16 protein-coding genes are annotated in these 15233 nt (G+C 70.1%); 10 read left to right on the top strand and 6 right to left on the bottom strand.

Annotated elements, in window-relative coordinates; genetic code table 11:
* Positions 1–593 precede the first annotated feature (593 nt).
* Together WH85_RS01285 and WH85_RS01280 are read right to left on the bottom strand one after the other, a co-directional pair.
* A complete protein-coding gene (locus WH85_RS01285) occupies positions 594–914 on the bottom strand; it encodes a YbaB/EbfC family nucleoid-associated protein (RefSeq protein ID WP_052720061.1) in 321 nt (106 codons plus the stop codon).
* Positions 915–1006: 92 nt separating this feature from the next.
* Entirely contained in the window at positions 1007–2191 is a 1185-nt protein-coding gene (locus WH85_RS01280) for a BTAD domain-containing putative transcriptional regulator (RefSeq protein ID WP_169792393.1), read from the bottom strand.
* A gap of 291 nt (positions 2192–2482) precedes the next feature.
* Here WH85_RS01280 and WH85_RS01275 point away from each other — a divergent pair, with 291 nt between their 5' ends.
* From WH85_RS01275 to WH85_RS01235, 9 genes are all read left to right on the top strand, one after another.
* Positions 2483–2878 carry a peptidase inhibitor family I36 protein gene (locus tag WH85_RS01275; protein WP_083448693.1) on the top strand — a complete coding sequence of 132 codons (396 nt, stop codon included), beginning with the start codon at positions 2483–2485 and terminating at the stop codon, positions 2876–2878.
* 109 nt (positions 2879–2987) lie between these two features.
* Entirely contained in the window at positions 2988–3491 is a 504-nt protein-coding gene (locus WH85_RS01270; protein WP_245673769.1) for a DUF6668 family protein, read from the top strand.
* Between the two features lie 5 nt (positions 3492–3496).
* Entirely contained in the window at positions 3497–4288 is a 792-nt protein-coding gene (locus tag WH85_RS52140) for a hypothetical protein (RefSeq protein WP_211275243.1), read from the top strand.
* A gap of 26 nt (positions 4289–4314) precedes the next feature.
* The gene (locus WH85_RS52680; protein ID WP_245673768.1) at positions 4315–4635 is read left to right on the top strand and encodes a hypothetical protein; all 321 of its coding nucleotides are present in this window, start codon (positions 4315–4317) and stop codon (positions 4633–4635) included.
* A 12-nt stretch (positions 4636–4647) separates the two neighbouring features.
* Positions 4648–5385, top strand: a complete 738-nt coding sequence (locus WH85_RS01255; RefSeq protein ID WP_045739765.1) for a DUF8175 domain-containg protein — start codon at positions 4648–4650, stop codon at positions 5383–5385.
* A 1-nt stretch (position 5386) separates the two neighbouring features.
* Positions 5387–6610, top strand: coding sequence for a hypothetical protein (locus tag WH85_RS01250; protein ID WP_045739690.1), 1224 nt, complete (start codon positions 5387–5389; stop codon positions 6608–6610).
* 27 nt (positions 6611–6637) lie between these two features.
* The gene (locus WH85_RS01245; RefSeq protein ID WP_045739689.1) at positions 6638–8131 is read left to right on the top strand and encodes an SCO6880 family protein; all 1494 of its coding nucleotides are present in this window, start codon (positions 6638–6640) and stop codon (positions 8129–8131) included.
* A complete protein-coding gene (locus tag WH85_RS01240) occupies positions 8128–9807 on the top strand; it encodes an ATP/GTP-binding protein (RefSeq protein ID WP_245673767.1) in 1680 nt (559 codons plus the stop codon). Before WH85_RS01245 ends, WH85_RS01240 begins: the two co-directional genes overlap by 4 nt.
* Positions 9804–11543, top strand: coding sequence for a type IV secretory system conjugative DNA transfer family protein (locus WH85_RS01235; protein WP_245673766.1), 1740 nt, complete (start codon positions 9804–9806; stop codon positions 11541–11543). Before WH85_RS01240 ends, WH85_RS01235 begins: the two co-directional genes overlap by 4 nt.
* Before the next feature lie 8 nt (positions 11544–11551).
* Here WH85_RS01235 and WH85_RS01230 read toward each other — a convergent pair whose 3' ends face one another.
* The 4 genes from WH85_RS01230 to WH85_RS01215 form a co-directional block, all read right to left on the bottom strand.
* Positions 11552–12547, bottom strand: a complete 996-nt coding sequence (locus WH85_RS01230) for a MinD/ParA family ATP-binding protein (RefSeq protein ID WP_045739688.1) — start codon at positions 12545–12547, stop codon at positions 11552–11554.
* An 87-nt stretch (positions 12548–12634) separates the two neighbouring features.
* On the bottom strand, positions 12635–13039 hold the full coding sequence (locus WH85_RS01225; RefSeq protein WP_045739687.1) for a hypothetical protein: 405 nt from the start codon (positions 13037–13039) through the stop codon (positions 12635–12637).
* A 56-nt stretch (positions 13040–13095) separates the two neighbouring features.
* Positions 13096–13695: a hypothetical protein gene (locus WH85_RS01220; protein ID WP_157410670.1), complete on the bottom strand. Its 600-nt coding sequence runs from the start codon at positions 13693–13695 to the stop codon at positions 13096–13098.
* 67 nt (positions 13696–13762) lie between these two features.
* On the bottom strand, positions 13763–14719 hold the full coding sequence (locus tag WH85_RS01215; RefSeq protein WP_045739761.1) for a VldE C-terminal domain-containing protein: 957 nt from the start codon (positions 14717–14719) through the stop codon (positions 13763–13765).
* A gap of 201 nt (positions 14720–14920) precedes the next feature.
* Here WH85_RS01215 and WH85_RS01210 point away from each other — a divergent pair, with 201 nt between their 5' ends.
* The gene (locus WH85_RS01210; RefSeq protein WP_045739686.1) at positions 14921–15229 is read left to right on the top strand and encodes a hypothetical protein; all 309 of its coding nucleotides are present in this window, start codon (positions 14921–14923) and stop codon (positions 15227–15229) included.
* Positions 15230–15233: the final 4 nt, after the last annotated feature.

The following is a 15233-nucleotide window of genomic DNA, read 5'->3' as shown; positions in this document are numbered from 1 at the left end:
CAGTGCCCCATCGGTGCCCAACGCACCCAAAAGCTCCGACCGATACGGCACCGCCGGCGCCATCCGCGGCTGAGGCCTGACCGATGACGCCTGCGAAGGTGCCCGCTGACCCGCTCCTGAAGTTTCCGAAGAACTCATCACCCGACCTCTTTCCCTGACTTCTGCAGCGACGTACCGGCATTACTGGCGCAGGGCAGGATCGGCGCGGCGAAAAATGATTTCGGAGCAAAGTGCGGCGGTTCCCCTCCCTGGCTACCGAAGGAACATTCCAGGCTCTGCAGGTCGTACGGCACGACTTCCCTCCCCGATAGAGCTTCCACCGGAACTGAGGCCGAATGCTCTCCGCATCGGCTCGTCCATCAGACAACGGAAGAATGTTCGCGAGGGTTCATGGCAGGGGGATCTGTTCCCAGGCCGTCAGGAGACACCAACGGTAGACACCGGCAGTGAACGACGTCCTTATCACGCCGGGACGCAGCGGCCACCGTTCCGTTCCGGACCCGTCGAAGGAAACGCCAACCGTAGCGAGGCCTTCGAACAACGGGGGTACGGCCGAGCAGCATGTCGAAGACGGCCGCGCAGGACGACAATGCTCAGTGGAGAGCGACCCGCGTCGGGCCGATCCGTGACGACGCCAGGTCCGAGGCGAGCCCGGCAGCCGCGGACAACGCCTCGGCGACGGCCGACTCCAATGCGGCCTGGTCTCCGGTCTCGAGAGCCGCGGGATCCACGCGTACCGCATGAATCTTTCCCATCCCGCCCACGGTGACGGTCACGGTGCCGTCGGTCGACTGGGCGCTGACGGTTTCGATCTCCAGGTCCGCACAGTCCTGGCTCATCTGCAGTTCGATGTCCGGGGAGTGCAGGAGCAACTGCTCGACCTGCTCGGTCGAGCGTATCCGTCTGATCGCCATCGCTGTCCTCCCCATTGCTTGCAGCCATGTCACGGTATGTGCGGACGAACGAAGGGTAGCCGCGGATTGTTGACGGCCACTGGAAGGGCTGTTCAGAAGTACGCCGGTAACGGCAGGCGGCAGACGCCTCTCGGTGCGTCCGGCCCGGTCAGCGGCTCCCGGCTCGTGAGCAGTACCAGGCTCTCCGCCGAGTGCGGCATCAGGTGCCGGGCCTGCGACCAGTCCGCGACGCTGTCCAGCACGACCAGCAGCCGTTTTCCGACGGTCAGCACCCGGTACCGCTCGATCAGGCTGTCCATCGTCTCCCGCTCCGCGATCGCCCGGCCGCCGAGTTCGCGTACGAGAGAACGCAGAGCGTCGATGGCCGGAAGGCCGGCGTCGCCGCGCAGGTCGACGTAGAGCCGGCCGTCCGGGAAATCCCCGGCTGACTGATGGGCGAACTGTCGCACGATCGCCGACTTGCCCACTCCGGGCCGGCCGTCGACCGCGATCACCATGGCGCCGATACGTGAGCTCTCCCGCAACCCTTCGACGAGCGCCTGCAGAAGGGGACCGGCACGGTCCGACATCCTCCGGTGGACCTCCCGTAGCGCCGGCCCGGGGCTGATACCGAGTTCCCCACGGAGCCGCTCGCTCACCTCCCGGCGATGGGCCACGGCCTCAGCCCGATGTCCCGTGGCGGCGAGCACCGCGACGAGGCTCGCATGGACCGGCTCATGGAAACGGCCGATCCCCGCGGCCGTACGCAGCGGAACAAGAACCTCGGACGCGCGGCCGAGGCGCATCGCGATCCCGGCGGCGCGGACGGCGACGTCGAGCATCTCCCCGTCGACGCGAGCGAACACCGCCGTGGCGACGGCGCTGCTCGACACCAGATCGCCGGTCTGCCCACGCCACAACCGGAGCGCTTCGAGGTAGCGGTCGAGCGCAACCCCGGGGTCGCTCTCGGCCTCGGCAACCAGGCGCCGGAACGCGGCCAGGTCGAGTGTCTCCGCCGTCGCCACGAACCGGTATCCGGAGCCGTGCCGGCACAGGTACGACCCGGATGACCGGGGCGGGATTCCCGGCTCGAGTATCCGCCGCAGCGATCCGACACCCTTGTGGATGGTGTTGACGGCGGTGGCGGGAGGGTCGCTCCCCCAGATCTGGCTGACGAGTTCGGTGACGCCGACGGGCTGGCCGTCACGGACGAGGAGGAGTGCCAGCAGACATCGCTGCTGGCGTGGTCCCAGATCGAGTTCGGTGTCGCCGCGCCAGACCCGCAGGGGTCCGAGCACGCGCATCCTCAGGGCCGGTCCCATCACCGGACGCACCCGGCCGCGACGGTCATGGGCCCCGCGCTGAGGTCTCTCATGCTGTGGGGGCTCCCGCCTCGTCTGCTTCCTCATCGGGCCGTTACGGCGGGTGGTCGTCGAGAAGCCACCGTGGCGGGAAACGTAATCGCGCGGAGTTGACCGGCTGTGGACCGGGATCCAGTTCTCATCAAGTGATGGTCAAGAGCCTCGAATTACTTTCTAGGCTCCATCGGCGGCGGGCTGCCGACACTTGACCGGAACGGAATTGCCTCCATGAAGACAAACATCTTACTGCGCACTGCGCTCAGCTCCGTGCTGGCGATTTCGGCGAGCCTGTTCGGGCTGGAATCCGCCGCGCAAGCAGCCTATATCTGCCAGGACGGCGAGGTCTGCATCTACGCCGAGCACAATCTCAGGGGCAGCGTGCTCATCGTCAAGACCGGCACGTGGAACTTCACCAGCAACTGGCATTTCGCCGACGGCACGCCCGTCAACGACAACGCGTCGTCCATCATCAACAAAACCGATCACACCGCGTGGATCTACACGGACTTCAACGCCCAAGGAGGGGTGTACTGGATCAACGTGGGATACACCCGTGAGCTGGACGGTCAGGGCTACTGCATTCCGGACAACTCCATGTCATCGATCATCGTCTACGGCAAATAGATTTGCCCGGACCCTCGGCTCACGCCGGCCGCCAGATCCTCGTGAACCGTTTCGGATCCGCGCCGTTGTCAGAGGGGATTTTCCGCGAAGGCCAGGACGGGGAAGTGAGATGAGCGTTGATCTACGGCGCAGGACGGTGAGCCTGGTAGGCAGGAACCCCGCCGCGACGGCGCCGGTCGGCAGGCTCACGCCGGACGGCGCCGGCTGGATCGGGGCGCACGGTGGGGCCGGTGTCAGCACGCTCGCCGGGCTGCTCGGCGGCGCCGACCTGGGCTGCCGCTGGCCCGACCCGGATCAGGCCGAGCCGGCCCGGGTGTTCCTGGTCGCGCGTACCCATGCCAGTGGCTTGCAGGCGGCATCGCAGACGCTGAACGCGATGCGCGAGGGACGGCATCCGTCCGGAATGGAGCTCGTCGCGCTGGTCCTGGTGGCCGACGCGCCCGGCTCGCTGCCGCGCGCCCTCCTCAACCGGGTACGCGTGCTGCGTTCCGTCGCGCCGGTGCAGCGGATTCCGTGGATCACCGAGTGGAGGCTGGGCGAGCAGCCCCGCCGGCTGCCGAGGCAGGTGGACCTGCTCGACCGGCAGCTCCGGGAACTCGGCGTCGCGCAGTGAAGCCGATGAAGCTCGTGAGCGCCGTTCTCGTCCTGGTCATCGTGTGGTTCACGGGGATGAGTCCCGCGTACGCCCTGGCGGAGCCCTTGCCGACCACGAATCCCGCGCCCGCGCCGACCACGGAACCGGCGCCCGCGCCGACTGCCACCGCCACGACGTCGCTCACCGCCGCCGCGCCGGGTGGCATGGGATGGCAGGGTCCCGGCTCGGGGATCTGGAAGGTCCATCTCGAGAACCACGGCGCGTACACCATCAAGACGTGCGTCGGCAGTGACACGACGGCCGCGCAGGGCAGCAAGGACGGCCCCTGCCACGGCGGCATGCTGGCGGGCCAGCAGCACCATTTCTCGGTTCCGTACACCCCCGGCGACCACCTCGTCATGTATCTGCACGTCCTCCACGGCCCGATCAAGCGGGACGTCGATGTGACAGGCGCCCAGGAATGCTCCCTGTCCGGCACGGTGCAGGCGGCGAAACTCGTCTGTGACAGTTTCAAGGCGGTGACGGCGGAGCCGGTTCCGCCGCCTACCATCCCCACCTACGATCCGTCCCAGGCGAAAGGGAGCAACGGCCTCCCGGCCCAGCTGAATCTTCTGAACCTGCTGGCCTGGTGCATTTCGGCGGCGGGCGTCGCCGGCCTGATCGTCATCGGTATGCAGCTCGCGCTGCAGGTCAGGCGGGGCGTACCGGGCTCGATGGCGGAGATCCGGCAGGAAATCCTGATCGTGGCGATCTCCTGCTTCCTCGCGATGTCCGCGGGCCCGATCGTCGCCTTCCTCGCCATTCCTCTCTGGTAGCCACCCCATTCCGATCGGAGTCAATGATGTCCTTTTCCACGAATATGGCCGACGTCCTGTTCAGGGCGATCCGGCTCGCCGCGGTCCCCCAGCCCGACGCGGGCGGCAACGCGCCCGACGCTCTGATCAACATGGTCAAGCTGGGTCTCAACCTGATCGCCTGGGCGGGCACGGCCGCCGGGGTGGCCGGAGTTCTGATCACCGGCACGGTGATGGCCATCTCGCACCGCCGCGGCGAGACCTCCGAGCACATGAGCCGGCTGGGCATGGTTCTCGGTGGCTGCATCCTCGTCGCGGTCGCCGGCCCCATCGTCCAGTTCGTCTTCGACTTCAACGCCGCCAAGTAACCGATGCCGGCGATGTTCAGGGGCAGGGAATCACGCGACGCCGAGGAGCAGCCGTTCTGGCAGCAGATGGGCTGGCAGCTCTCGGCCGCGTTCGTCGCGGTCGCGGTGATCGGCGGCGGCACGGTCGTGGCGCTGGGCGCCGGCACCGGCGACGCCGCACCGGCGGCCGCGGGGCCTGCTGGCGCAACGGTCCGCATCGATGCGGCGCCGGGTTCGCGTCCCGAGGGTTGCGCCACCGACGACTCGAGCCAGAGCACCCCGGTGCGTCCCCCTGGCGACGTCACCTGGAGCCAGCTGAACGGGGCGCCGGTCCCGTTGTCCGCCTCGGCCGGCCCGACGATGACCAGCGGCCCGATCCAATGGTGCTTCGCGCACACCCCGATGGGCGCCGTCATGGCGGCGAACGTCATCCCCCGGCAGATGAGCGGCGACTCGTGGGCGGCCGTCGTCGATCAGCAGGTGGTCGACGGCCCGGGACGGGACATCTTCGTGGCGATGCGCTCGTCGGTCCCGGACTCGCCGGTGAAGTACGGCGGCGGGCTCCTGGCCGGATTCATGCTGCTCGCCTACTCCCCGGAGATCGCCACGGTACGGGTGCTGATCAGGTCGGCGCAGGTCCAGGCCGCCACGGACTACACGGTCGCCTGGTCCGGCGGCGACTGGAAGATCAGCGCGCTCGCCTCCGGTGACCTGCACACGCCGATCTCACCGGTCTCCGGACTCGACGGTTTCATCATGTGGAAGGTGTGAGATGGCACAGTGCGCCACCGGAGACGCGGTGTACTTCGGCACCCTGTCCGGGGTGATGGAGTTCTTCGACTCGGGCATCGACGGCATCCTCGCGAAGATCGCCACCGCCATCATGACCGCGGCGGCCAACCTGTTCGAGGACGCCGCGGACAAGGTACCGACCCTGGCGCCGAACTCGGCGGAGCTCAACGAGAAGATCGGGTTCCAGATCAACTGGCTGGTCCTGCTGATCGCCGTGGCCTCGCTGTTGTTCGCCGCCGGCCGGATGGCCCTGGAACGGCGGGGTCAGGCCGGCATGACGGCGCTCAAGGGCATCCTGCGGGTCGTCCTGGTCGCCGGCGCCGGATCGTTCGTACTGGTCGAGTTGGCCACCCTCTCCGACCACTACACCTCGCACCTGTACGAGGCGGGCGTCAAGGCACAGCTCAAATCGATCGCCAGCTGCGGCAACAGCGGCATCGCGACGTTTCTTCTGATCATCATCGGCCTGCTGCTGCTGATCTCCGGCGTCATCCACATCATCCTGCTCTACCTGCGGCTCGGCGTGATGACGCTGCTGTTCGGCACGCTGCCGCTCGCCGCCTCCGCCTCGATGACCGAGTGGGGCTCCTCGTGGTGGCGTAAGCACATCGCGTGGATGGTCGCCTGGCTCGCGTACAAACCGGCGGTGGGTCTCGTGCTGTACGCCGGCACCACCATGATCGCCGCAACCGGCACCAGCGCCACCCAGCAGAAAATCGCCGGGTGCGGCGTCCTGCTGCTCTCCGCCGTGGCGCTCCCGGCGCTGCTGCGGCTCATCGTGCCCGCGATGGCGGCCCTCGGCTCGGGTGACCCGACCAGGTCGGTGCTCAGCGCCGGGGCCGCGGCCACCGGTGCGGTCGCGACGGCCGGCGGGAAGCTCGCCGGCATGGGCCGCGGAGCCGCCGCCGGCGGCGGCCGGGGAGCGACCGGCGCGGCCGGGGCGGCCGGTCCTTCCGCAGCGGCATCGTCGGGTGCTGCCGGGGCATCAGGCGCCGGTGGCGCGCGGGGCGCTTCCACCGCGGGCAGCCCGGCGCGGTCGAGGCTGGCGACCGCCGGGCGCACCGCGCTCGGAGCGGTCGGTGGTGTCGCGACGGTCGCGGGGCTGGCGGCCTCCGCGGCGAACAAGGCCAATGCCGCCGTCGCGCACGGCTCGAACATCGCGCACAGCGCGCTGCCCGGCATCCACGACGGCGCCGACAACTAGCCACACACCGGCAGGAGAACGGAAGACGTGAGTACCGAGATCATCAGAACGCGGACCTACGGCAACTGGAGCCGGCCGCGGAAAGCGGGACTGGGCTCGTTCGGCCTGGTCGGCACGGTGGGTGTGTTCGGCGGGCTGGTGCTGATCCTGCTCGCGTCCATGTTCTCCCTCTCCGCGGCCGTGGTGATGGCGTTCTTCGTGGCCGCCTTCGTCGGCCCCCTCGCCATCCGCACCCAGGACGGACGCAACATCTACAACCTTCTTGCGGTACGCGCCGGATGGTCGCGCCGCAAAGCGAACCGGAGCACCGCCTACGCCTCCGGGCCGTTGTCCACCCGTCCGGGCGGTCGGTTCCGGCCGCCGGGCATGCTCAGCCGGGTCACGATGACCGAGGGCACCGATCCGTACGGCCGCCCCTTCGGGGTCCTGCACCACCGCCACCGCGACCTCTACACGGTGGTGCTCAGCTGCGAGCCGGACGGCGGTTCGCTCGTCGACGAGGACCAGGTCGACGTCTGGGTGGCCCAGTGGGGCGATTGGCTGGCACGGCTCGCACACGAACCGGACCTGCGCGGCGCCTCGGTGATCGTGGAGACCGCACCCGACCCGGGGACTCGGCTCGCCAACGAGGTGTTCACCCGCATCTCCCCGGATGCGCCGGCCGCGGCCCGCCGGGTGATGGAGGAGGTCGTCGAGCGCTATCCCGAGGCGTCCTCCGAGATGAACACCTACGTCACCCTCACGTACGGCCTGCGGGGTTCGGCACGCCGGGACCCCGACGAGATCCTGACCGAGCTCGCCCTGCGCATCCCGGGACTGGTCAACGGGCTGGTCAACGCGGGTGGCGGCGCCGCGGCCCCGCTGTCCGCGGGACGCATCGCCGAGGTCGTCCGGGTGGCCTACGACCCCGCCGTCGCCGCCGACGTCCTCGACATCCGGGCCCAGTACGGCGCCACCGGCCTGGAGTGGGCGGATGCCGGGCCGGCAGCGGCGGTCGAGACGGTCGGCGCGTACCACCACGACTCCGGAGTGTCCCGGAGCTGGCTGCTCACTCTCGCCCCGCGGGGAACGGTCCGGTCCAGCGTGCTGCGGTCATTGCTCGACCCCTCGCCGAGCATCCGGCGCAAGCGGGTCGCCCTGTTCTACCGGCCGATCGACCCGGCAACCTCCGCCAAGATCGTCGAGAGCGACCGGCGATCGGCCCAGTTCCTGGCCAACTCCTCGCAAGGTCCGGTGCGAGCCCGGGCGGCGACCGCGGTCGCGGCCGCCGAACAGACCGCGGCCGAAGAGGCCTCCGGCGCCGGCCTCGTGGAGTTCTCCATGATCGTCACGGTCACAGTGGACTCGACGGCGGACATCCCGGACGTCAACGCGACCATGCGTAACCTGCTGGGCGCCTCCCGCCTGGCCATGCGGCCCGCCGACCGGATGCACGCCGCCGCCTTCACCTGTGCGCTGCCGGTCGGCCTGCTGCCCTGGGAACAGACACTCATCCCGCGTGAACTTCAGGAGGCGCTGTGACCGCGCTGGACAGCCTCGGGCTCCCTTCCCTCGGCGAACAGCACCTCGAACCGGACGAGTTGGGCGATCAGAGCCCCCGCGCGCTGCGCAAGCAGGCCCGGCAGCAGCACCGGCTGGACGAGGCCGAACGGCGGCGCCGTATCTACGCCGCCCGGCGGAACCGGGACGACAGCGTCCCCACCCGGGGCTCCTACGCCGCGGGTGGTGGCCGGGTCGCGCCGATGGACCCGCCGGCGATGTGGCGTGCCACCACCGTCCAGGCGTGCGGCCTCTGGCCCTTCGCCTCCGGGTCGGGCGCGCCGACCATCGGCGTGCCGCTGGGCCAGCACCTGTCCACCGGGGCGACGGTGTGCGGCGACCCGCTCAACTGGTTCACCCGGGCCCGCTACATCTCCAACCCGTCGCTGTTCATGCTGGGCATGCCCGGCCTCGGCAAGTCGACGCTGATCAACCGGATGCTCATCGGCCTGTCCGCCCAGGGCGTGGTGCCCCTGGTCCTGGGCGACCTCAAACCCGACTACGCGGACACCGTACGGGCCCTCGGCGGCCAGGTCATCTCGATCGGCCGCGGCATGGGCGGCCTGAACGTGCTGGACCCGGGCGCGATGGGCGCCGCCGCCACCCGGATCGGGGGCCGGGCCGGGGAGATGCTCACCGCCGAGACGCACGGCCGGGTGCTCAACATGGTCGCGGCCCTGCTCAGCGTCGTCCGGGGACAGTCGATCACCGACCACGAGCAGTCGGTGCTCTCCGTCTGCCTGCGCCACCTCCACCAACGCCACCCGGCCGGCACGACCGCCCATCTCGGCGACCTGCTCGCGGTCCTGCAGGAGGGCCCCGACGAGGTACGCCAGTTCACCCTCGACCGCGGTGAGGAGTCGCGCTACCGCGACGCCGTCGACCCCCTGCACCGGTCGCTGCTGGGCATCCTGGACGGCCCGCTCGGTGACACCTTCGCCTCGGAGACGTCCACCCACATCAACCCGGACGCGACCGCCGTCTGCATCGACATCTCCCGCATCGGTGAGTCCGACAGCCAGCTCACCGCCGCGGCGATGCTGGCCGCCTGGTCCGACGGGCTCGGCACGGTGGCGGCGTCGCACGCGCTCGCGGACGCCGGCCTGACTCCGCGGCGGTGGTTCTTCACCGTGCTCGACGAGCTGTGGCGCCCGCTCCGGGCGGCCTCCGGCATCGTCGACCGGATCGACGCCCTGACCCGCCTGAACAGGTCGCTGGGCCTGGCCGACTCGAAGATCACCCACACGCTCAAGGACGCCGAGGCGCTCGGCAGCGAGTCCGACAAGGCGAAGGCCCGGGGCTTCGTGGAACGCGCCGGCATGGTGGTCTGCGCGGGCCTGCCGCGAACCGAGATGGAGGAGCTGGGCAAGGTCGTGGGGATGTCACGCCGGGAGATCGACCTGGTCTCCTCGTGGTCGTCACCGCCCGGCTGGTCGCATAACGGCGAGAACGAGGAGCCGCCCGGCCGCGGCCGGTTCCTGATCAAGGTCGGCGGTCGCCCCGGCATCCCGATCCACGTCGCCATCACCGACATCGAGCGGCACCTGCACGACACCAACACCCGGTGGGTCGCCAACGGCGTGGCCGACGGCATCCAGACCGCCCGCCAGGACGCCCAGGCCGACCTGACCGCCGGAAACACTCTGGACGCCTCGTGAGCAGGAACGGCGGCGGCGACTCGATGGCCTGGCTGATCCCCGGGTTCGCCGCGGCCAACCTCGCCCTCTTCGGCATCCTGTGGCTCGGCGGCACCGTCGCCGCCGCGCTCACCGGGCACGGGTGGCATCCACCGTCCTTCACCGGCGGCACGTACCGGAATCTGCTCGTCGGTGATGTCTCCGCGCTCTGGCCGGGGTCTGCGCCCTCGGTGGTGTACGGCGGGGCGGCAGTGCTCTTCATCGTGCTCGTGACCCCGGCCGTCCTCCTGGCGGCCAAGTTCCGAAGGAAGGGGGGCTCGACGACCAACGGGCTCGCCTCGCGGCGCGACCTGGCCGGCATGCTGCCCGAACAGGCGGCGGCCCGGGCCCGGGACCTGCGCCCCTCGCTGAAGGGGATCCGCAATCCCGCCCCCGACGAGATCGGCAACCTGCTGGGCGATCTCGAACCGAACGGGCCGGAACTGCGCTCCTCGTTCGAGGACGTGGAACTCGACCTGATGGCCCCGCGCGCCGGCAAGTCGACCGGGATCGCCATCCCGCGGCTGCTGCGCGCGAGGGGGGCGGTACTGCTGACCTCCAACAAGTCGGACGTCTTCACCGTCACCCGGCAGGAACGGGTGAAGGTCGGCAGGGTCTGGACCTTCGACCCGCAGGGCATCGCGCACAGCCCCCGCGAGATGTGGTGGGACATGCTCGCCAGCTGCGACACCATCGAGGGCGCCCGCCGCCTGGCCGGGCACTTCGTCAGCTCGGTCAACGACGACGCGGCGAAGAAGGACTTCTGGATCTCGGCGGCGCAGAACACCCTCACCGCGCTCTTCATGGCCGCCTGCCGCGGCGGACGTTCCGTCGAAGACCTGCTGGGCTGGCTGGCCGATCCGGCCGACCGGACCCCGATCGACATCCTCCGCGACATCGGCATGCCCGCCATGGCGGAACAACTGCAGGGCACGGTACGCGGCGCGGTCGAGACCCGGGACGGCATCTACGAGACGGCCCGGCAGTGCGTCGCGTGTCTGCTGGACCCGGCGATCCTCGCCTGGGTCAGCCGGGACCCGCGGCTCCCCGAGTTCATCCCCGCCGACCACGTCATCAGCCGCGACACGCTCTACCTGCTCTCCAAGGACGGCGGCGGATCCGCGGCCGGAGTGATCGCCGGCCTCGCCGACATGACCCTGCGCGCCGGCGTGGTCGCCGCCGAACGCATGGGCGGCCGCCTGGACCCGCCGATGACCGCGGTCCTCGACGAAGCGGCGAACGTCTGCCGCATCAGCGACCTTCCCGATCTGTACAGCCACCTCGGATCCCGCGGCATCAACGTCGTCACCCTGCTGCAGAGCTACCGGCAGGGAGCCCGGGTGTGGGGCGACGCGGGAATGGACGCGCTCTGGAGCGCCGCCACCGTCAAACTGCTCGGCGCCGGCCTCGACGACGCCGACTTCGTCGAGAAGGTCTCGAGGCTCGTCGGCCAGCACGACGTGGCGACCAAGAGCCGCTCGCGAAGCCGCGACGGCACCTCACACTCGGTCTCCTACCGGCAGGAGCACATCCTCCCCGCCGACAAGATCAGAGCCCTTCCCAAAGGTACGGCGCTACTCCTGGCCACCGGTGTGCGTCCGGCGCTGATCCGCCTGCGCCCCTGGTACAAGGAGCCGGACGCCGCGCCCATCTCGCAGGCGGCGAAGGAGGAGGTCGACGCCATCACCCGCCGCGCCGCCGCGGCCTGGACGCGCTGACGGCGTCGTCAGTCGGCCGGAAGAAAGTCCATGACAGTAGCGGCGAGCGCCAGGAAGGCCTGCCGGGTGGAGCTGCTGAGGCGGTCGTAGCGGACCGCCTCAGCCCCGGAAAGCACAGGATCAAAACCGATGACCACAACCTCACTCGTGTACGGCCGAAGCTGCTCGACCATCCACGCGACGTCCTGCGGATCCGTGTCCGATGTCGTGCACGACACGACAGCGACCGCCGAACGCTCCGGCATGCTCTCCAGGATCCGCAACCCCGCGGCCAGCGCCTCCGGCCGCGAGGTCACCGCGACCACCACGAGATCCGCGACGGTTGCCGCGGCCGACCAGCCGGCCGCCGTGTCGTCGTCGCCCGTGTCCATCACCAGCACGTCGTAGTCGCCGACCATCCTCCGGCCGAGCGAGACCAGACTGTCCGGTGTGGTCAGCCCGACGGCCAGCAGGTCCTCGCACGCGAGCACGTCGTACCCGTCGCCCCGCGCGTACCGCGGCTCACCGGCGGACACCGCGCCGGTCAGCTCCCACGCCAGCACCGGCACCTCCCTGACCCGGCCGAACGTCGCGGCCAGCGCCGCGGTGACCGTCGTCTTACCGGTCCCGGACACCGGATTGGCGACCATGATCTGCGGGCTGTAGCTCAGCGCCCGCCGCACACCGGCCACGTGGACCGCCGGATCGACCTCGGGCTCGGGCTCGTCTGCCTCGTCCACGCTGTCTGTCTCGGTCTCGGCCTCGGTCTCGGTGCCGGTTTCGGTCTCGGTGTCAGTCCCGCCGCCGGTCTCCGTGTCGGGCGGGAGCGGGTCAGCGGAAACCGGATCCGTCTCGGTCCTGGACTCGCCGTCCCAGAGCAGAGGGATCACCCTGCCGTCGGGCATCGTCAGCACCGAGGGTGGCGGCTGCAACGGGACGGGACCCCGTTCCGGGCCGGGTGGCGGGGCACCGTAGTGCCGCGCCCGCTGAGCATTGGGGAACAGCTCCGCCGCACGCAGTGTCATGTCGCTCCGAACCCTTCCCGTCCTCGCACGTCGTTCACGGTCTCGCAGGTGAGACGAAGCCCCGGTGGTCGCGGTTCACGACGACGGTCAGCAGGCGATCGACGTGGGGCTGGCCGTCGTGCCGCCGAGGGCGATGCAGATCCCTCGCTTCGAGGGCTCCCACGAGGCCGAGCCGAGCACCTGGTTGTTGTCGGCGTTGTAGAACGTCACGACCGCGACCCCGCTGATCGGCGCCATGGACGCGAAGGAGCGCAACGTGTTCGCTGTCCCCGGGGCGGCCGTCACGGTCCCGGACGCCACCCCGGTCGCGACCAGCTTGGCGGTGAAGGTTCCGGTCGCGCAGACCTCCATCGCGTACGTGCCGGGGTTCGGCGTGCACTTGGTCGCGGCGGGGGCGGCGCTCCCGCCTCCGGCCAGTCCGACGGCCACGATCGTGGTGGCGCCCAGGACGCCCGCGATACCGAGAAGAACGCCGCGCTTGAGTGGATTCATACGACAGATGCTGGCGGATTGGTCTGCACAGCCACTGTATCGGCCGCTCCCGCGAATCAAGTCGTCGTCAGGTGCGTGATCGGGCGATCAGGGCCGTGCCAGGGCTCGTCCGCCCAGCCGAGCATCGAGCGGTAGGGCAGTCCTTCCTCGTTGAAAGGGCGGTATCGGAGATCGGCGGCGGCCTCGTGCAGGGATCGCACCAGATCGTCGTCGACCGGTCGCAGGTCGAGGGCGGACCGCAACCGGGTGCGGGCCGCATCCAGCTCCGGCCAGTCCTCGCGGATCTCCGCGTCGGCGGCGGCGAGCCAGTTTCGCAGCTTGCGGCCGTCGTCCTCGTCGACCGGGAACGCCGTGGCGTCGTGGAGGCTCGACACTCCGATGATCAGGGCCATCCCGTCCCGCAGCCCGGTGGCGACGAGACCACCTTCGCCCTCGGAGCCGACGTACAGCATCGGCTTTTGCGGACCGTCTCCGACCAGGAGAAACGCGCCACCACCGCCATCCCCGGCGATCATCTCCAGCGGCTCGCCGCCGGCCAGCGCCACCGGCTCGACGGGACCGTAGTCGCGGCGATAGAGGTCGAAGTCGAAGCGTCCGAGCAGGTCCTCGATCCAGGGCGTGCCCTCGATCCGGTCGAGCAGTTCCCGGTCGTTCATCCGCATTGCATATCAGGCTCCGGGATGTCGGCACACGCGCGGGCCTTCGCATCGGACACCATGACAATCAATAGACCGATATATGTACGTGGTTGGTGTGCCAGCCGGACGGGTCGTTGCCGCCGAACGGGTTGTTGTAGGCGTGCCAGCCCTGGGCCGGCGTCCAGATCCGGCGGAACCAGATCACGTACATCAGGCCGAGCCGGTCGGCGTTGGCGACCGCCCACTGGGCCATGGCGTCGCCCTGCGCCCGCTGCGCACCGGAGGCCTCCCCGCCGGAGGTCATCATGAAGTCGCAGGCCCGGCCCTTCGGGTGTTCGCCGTGGTTGTCGACCCGCCAGCAGCCCGGCTTGGGATAGCCGGCCGCCTCCGCGACCCGGACCAGGTGATCGGTTCGCGGGGTGAGGCAGCCGCCGCCGGTCGTCGGGTCGGGCCGGACGGCGCAGGTCTCGATCGGCCAGGAACCGTCCGGGTTGCGTGGCGCCGGCTCGGCCATGCCGCTGGCCAGCGTGACCCGGGAGCAGTCGAGTTCCTGGCCGCCCAGGTCGCGGACCGTGTCGATCGCGGTGGCGGTGTGTTTGCGGTACGCGTCGGGGAACGCGCTGATCTGGACAGTCTGGGCGGCGACGGTGAGGTCCATCGTCTGCCAGCCGCCGACCTTCTCGAGCGCCGTGTAGAACGAGCCGGTGGCGTGCCGGTTGTCGTTGACCTCGGCCCGGGTGCCCCAGGCCGGCGGTGTCTGCTGGAACAGGCCGGACGAGCCGAACCCGTCGGGCTCGGGCGCCGCCCTCAGGGCGCTCTCCTGGGCGGCGGTGGCGATCGCGACGGCCCAGCCCCGGGGCGGGATCGACCGTGCCGCGCCGACGTCGATGATCAGTTGCGCGTTGGCCTTCTGCTCGGTGTCCAGCACCCACGCCGTGCCTTCCGGGGTCAGGCAGTCGGCCGCGCCGACGGTCACCGCGGGGGCGGCGGACTGCATCACGGCCACCAGCGCTATCGGGGCGAGGACGGCGAGAACCGCCATGGTGATCATCATCGTGCCGCGGTTTCCGCTCGAATGTGAGAACACAGTTGGCGGACGGTACACAGCGCCACTTGACGGCCCGGTCAGTGAATCTTGACGGCCCGGTCAGTGAATCAGCCCGTGAACCCGAGCCTGGATCGCTCCGTCTCTCCTTCGAGGCGGCATCCCGCACGCCGGCTGACTCCTGCTGAAGGAACCCTGATGACGACAATCCTCGGCGACAGCCCCGTCACCAATCCGCTCGACGGAGTGACCCCGGACATGGGCATCCTCGGGCCCGCGTTCGTGACCACCTGGGCCCGTGTCGCCGGCGCGGTGTGGGCGCTGCTCATCGCCGCCGCCGTCTTCTACCTGGCCGCGGCGTTCCTGTCGATGGCGCAGGCCAAGCGGATCGGCAACGCGCACATGGTCACCGACGCCACCGGCGAGGTGAAGGTCCGGGCCGCCGCGCTGGCCGGGCTGATCGGCCTGCCGGTGATCGTCGGGACGATCATCACCGTGGTCGGCTGACCGG

It is taken from the genome of Actinoplanes rectilineatus, from assembly GCF_000962825.1.
GTDB lineage: Bacteria > Actinomycetota > Actinomycetes > Mycobacteriales > Micromonosporaceae > Actinoplanes > Actinoplanes rectilineatus.
This window is presented reverse-complemented; position numbering and strand designations above follow the sequence as displayed.

Bases quoted from the DNA above. Each gene is read 5' to 3' on its own strand.
- WH85_RS01215 (WP_045739761.1), bottom strand. From the start codon at position 14,719: ATGGCGGTTCTCGCCGTCCTCGCCCCGATAGCGCTGGTGGCCGTGATG.
- WH85_RS01275 (WP_083448693.1), top strand. From the start codon at position 2,483: ATGAAGACAAACATCTTACTGCGCACTGCGCTCAGCTCCGTGCTGGCG.
- WH85_RS01255 (WP_045739765.1), top strand. From the start codon at position 4,648: ATGTTCAGGGGCAGGGAATCACGCGACGCCGAGGAGCAGCCGTTCTGG.
- WH85_RS52140 (WP_211275243.1), top strand. From the start codon at position 3,497: ATGAAGCTCGTGAGCGCCGTTCTCGTCCTGGTCATCGTGTGGTTCACG.
- WH85_RS01250 (WP_045739690.1), top strand. From the start codon at position 5,387: ATGGCACAGTGCGCCACCGGAGACGCGGTGTACTTCGGCACCCTGTCC.
- WH85_RS01225 (WP_045739687.1), bottom strand. From the start codon at position 13,039: ATGAATCCACTCAAGCGCGGCGTTCTTCTCGGTATCGCGGGCGTCCTG.
- WH85_RS01210 (WP_045739686.1), top strand. From the start codon at position 14,921: ATGACGACAATCCTCGGCGACAGCCCCGTCACCAATCCGCTCGACGGA.
- WH85_RS01230 (WP_045739688.1), bottom strand. From the start codon at position 12,547: ATGACACTGCGTGCGGCGGAGCTGTTCCCCAATGCTCAGCGGGCGCGG.
- WH85_RS01285 (WP_052720061.1), bottom strand. From the start codon at position 914: ATGGCGATCAGACGGATACGCTCGACCGAGCAGGTCGAGCAGTTGCTC.
- WH85_RS52680 (WP_245673768.1), top strand. From the start codon at position 4,315: ATGTCCTTTTCCACGAATATGGCCGACGTCCTGTTCAGGGCGATCCGG.
- WH85_RS01220 (WP_157410670.1), bottom strand. From the start codon at position 13,695: ATGAACGACCGGGAACTGCTCGACCGGATCGAGGGCACGCCCTGGATC.
- WH85_RS01270 (WP_245673769.1), top strand. From the start codon at position 2,988: ATGAGCGTTGATCTACGGCGCAGGACGGTGAGCCTGGTAGGCAGGAAC.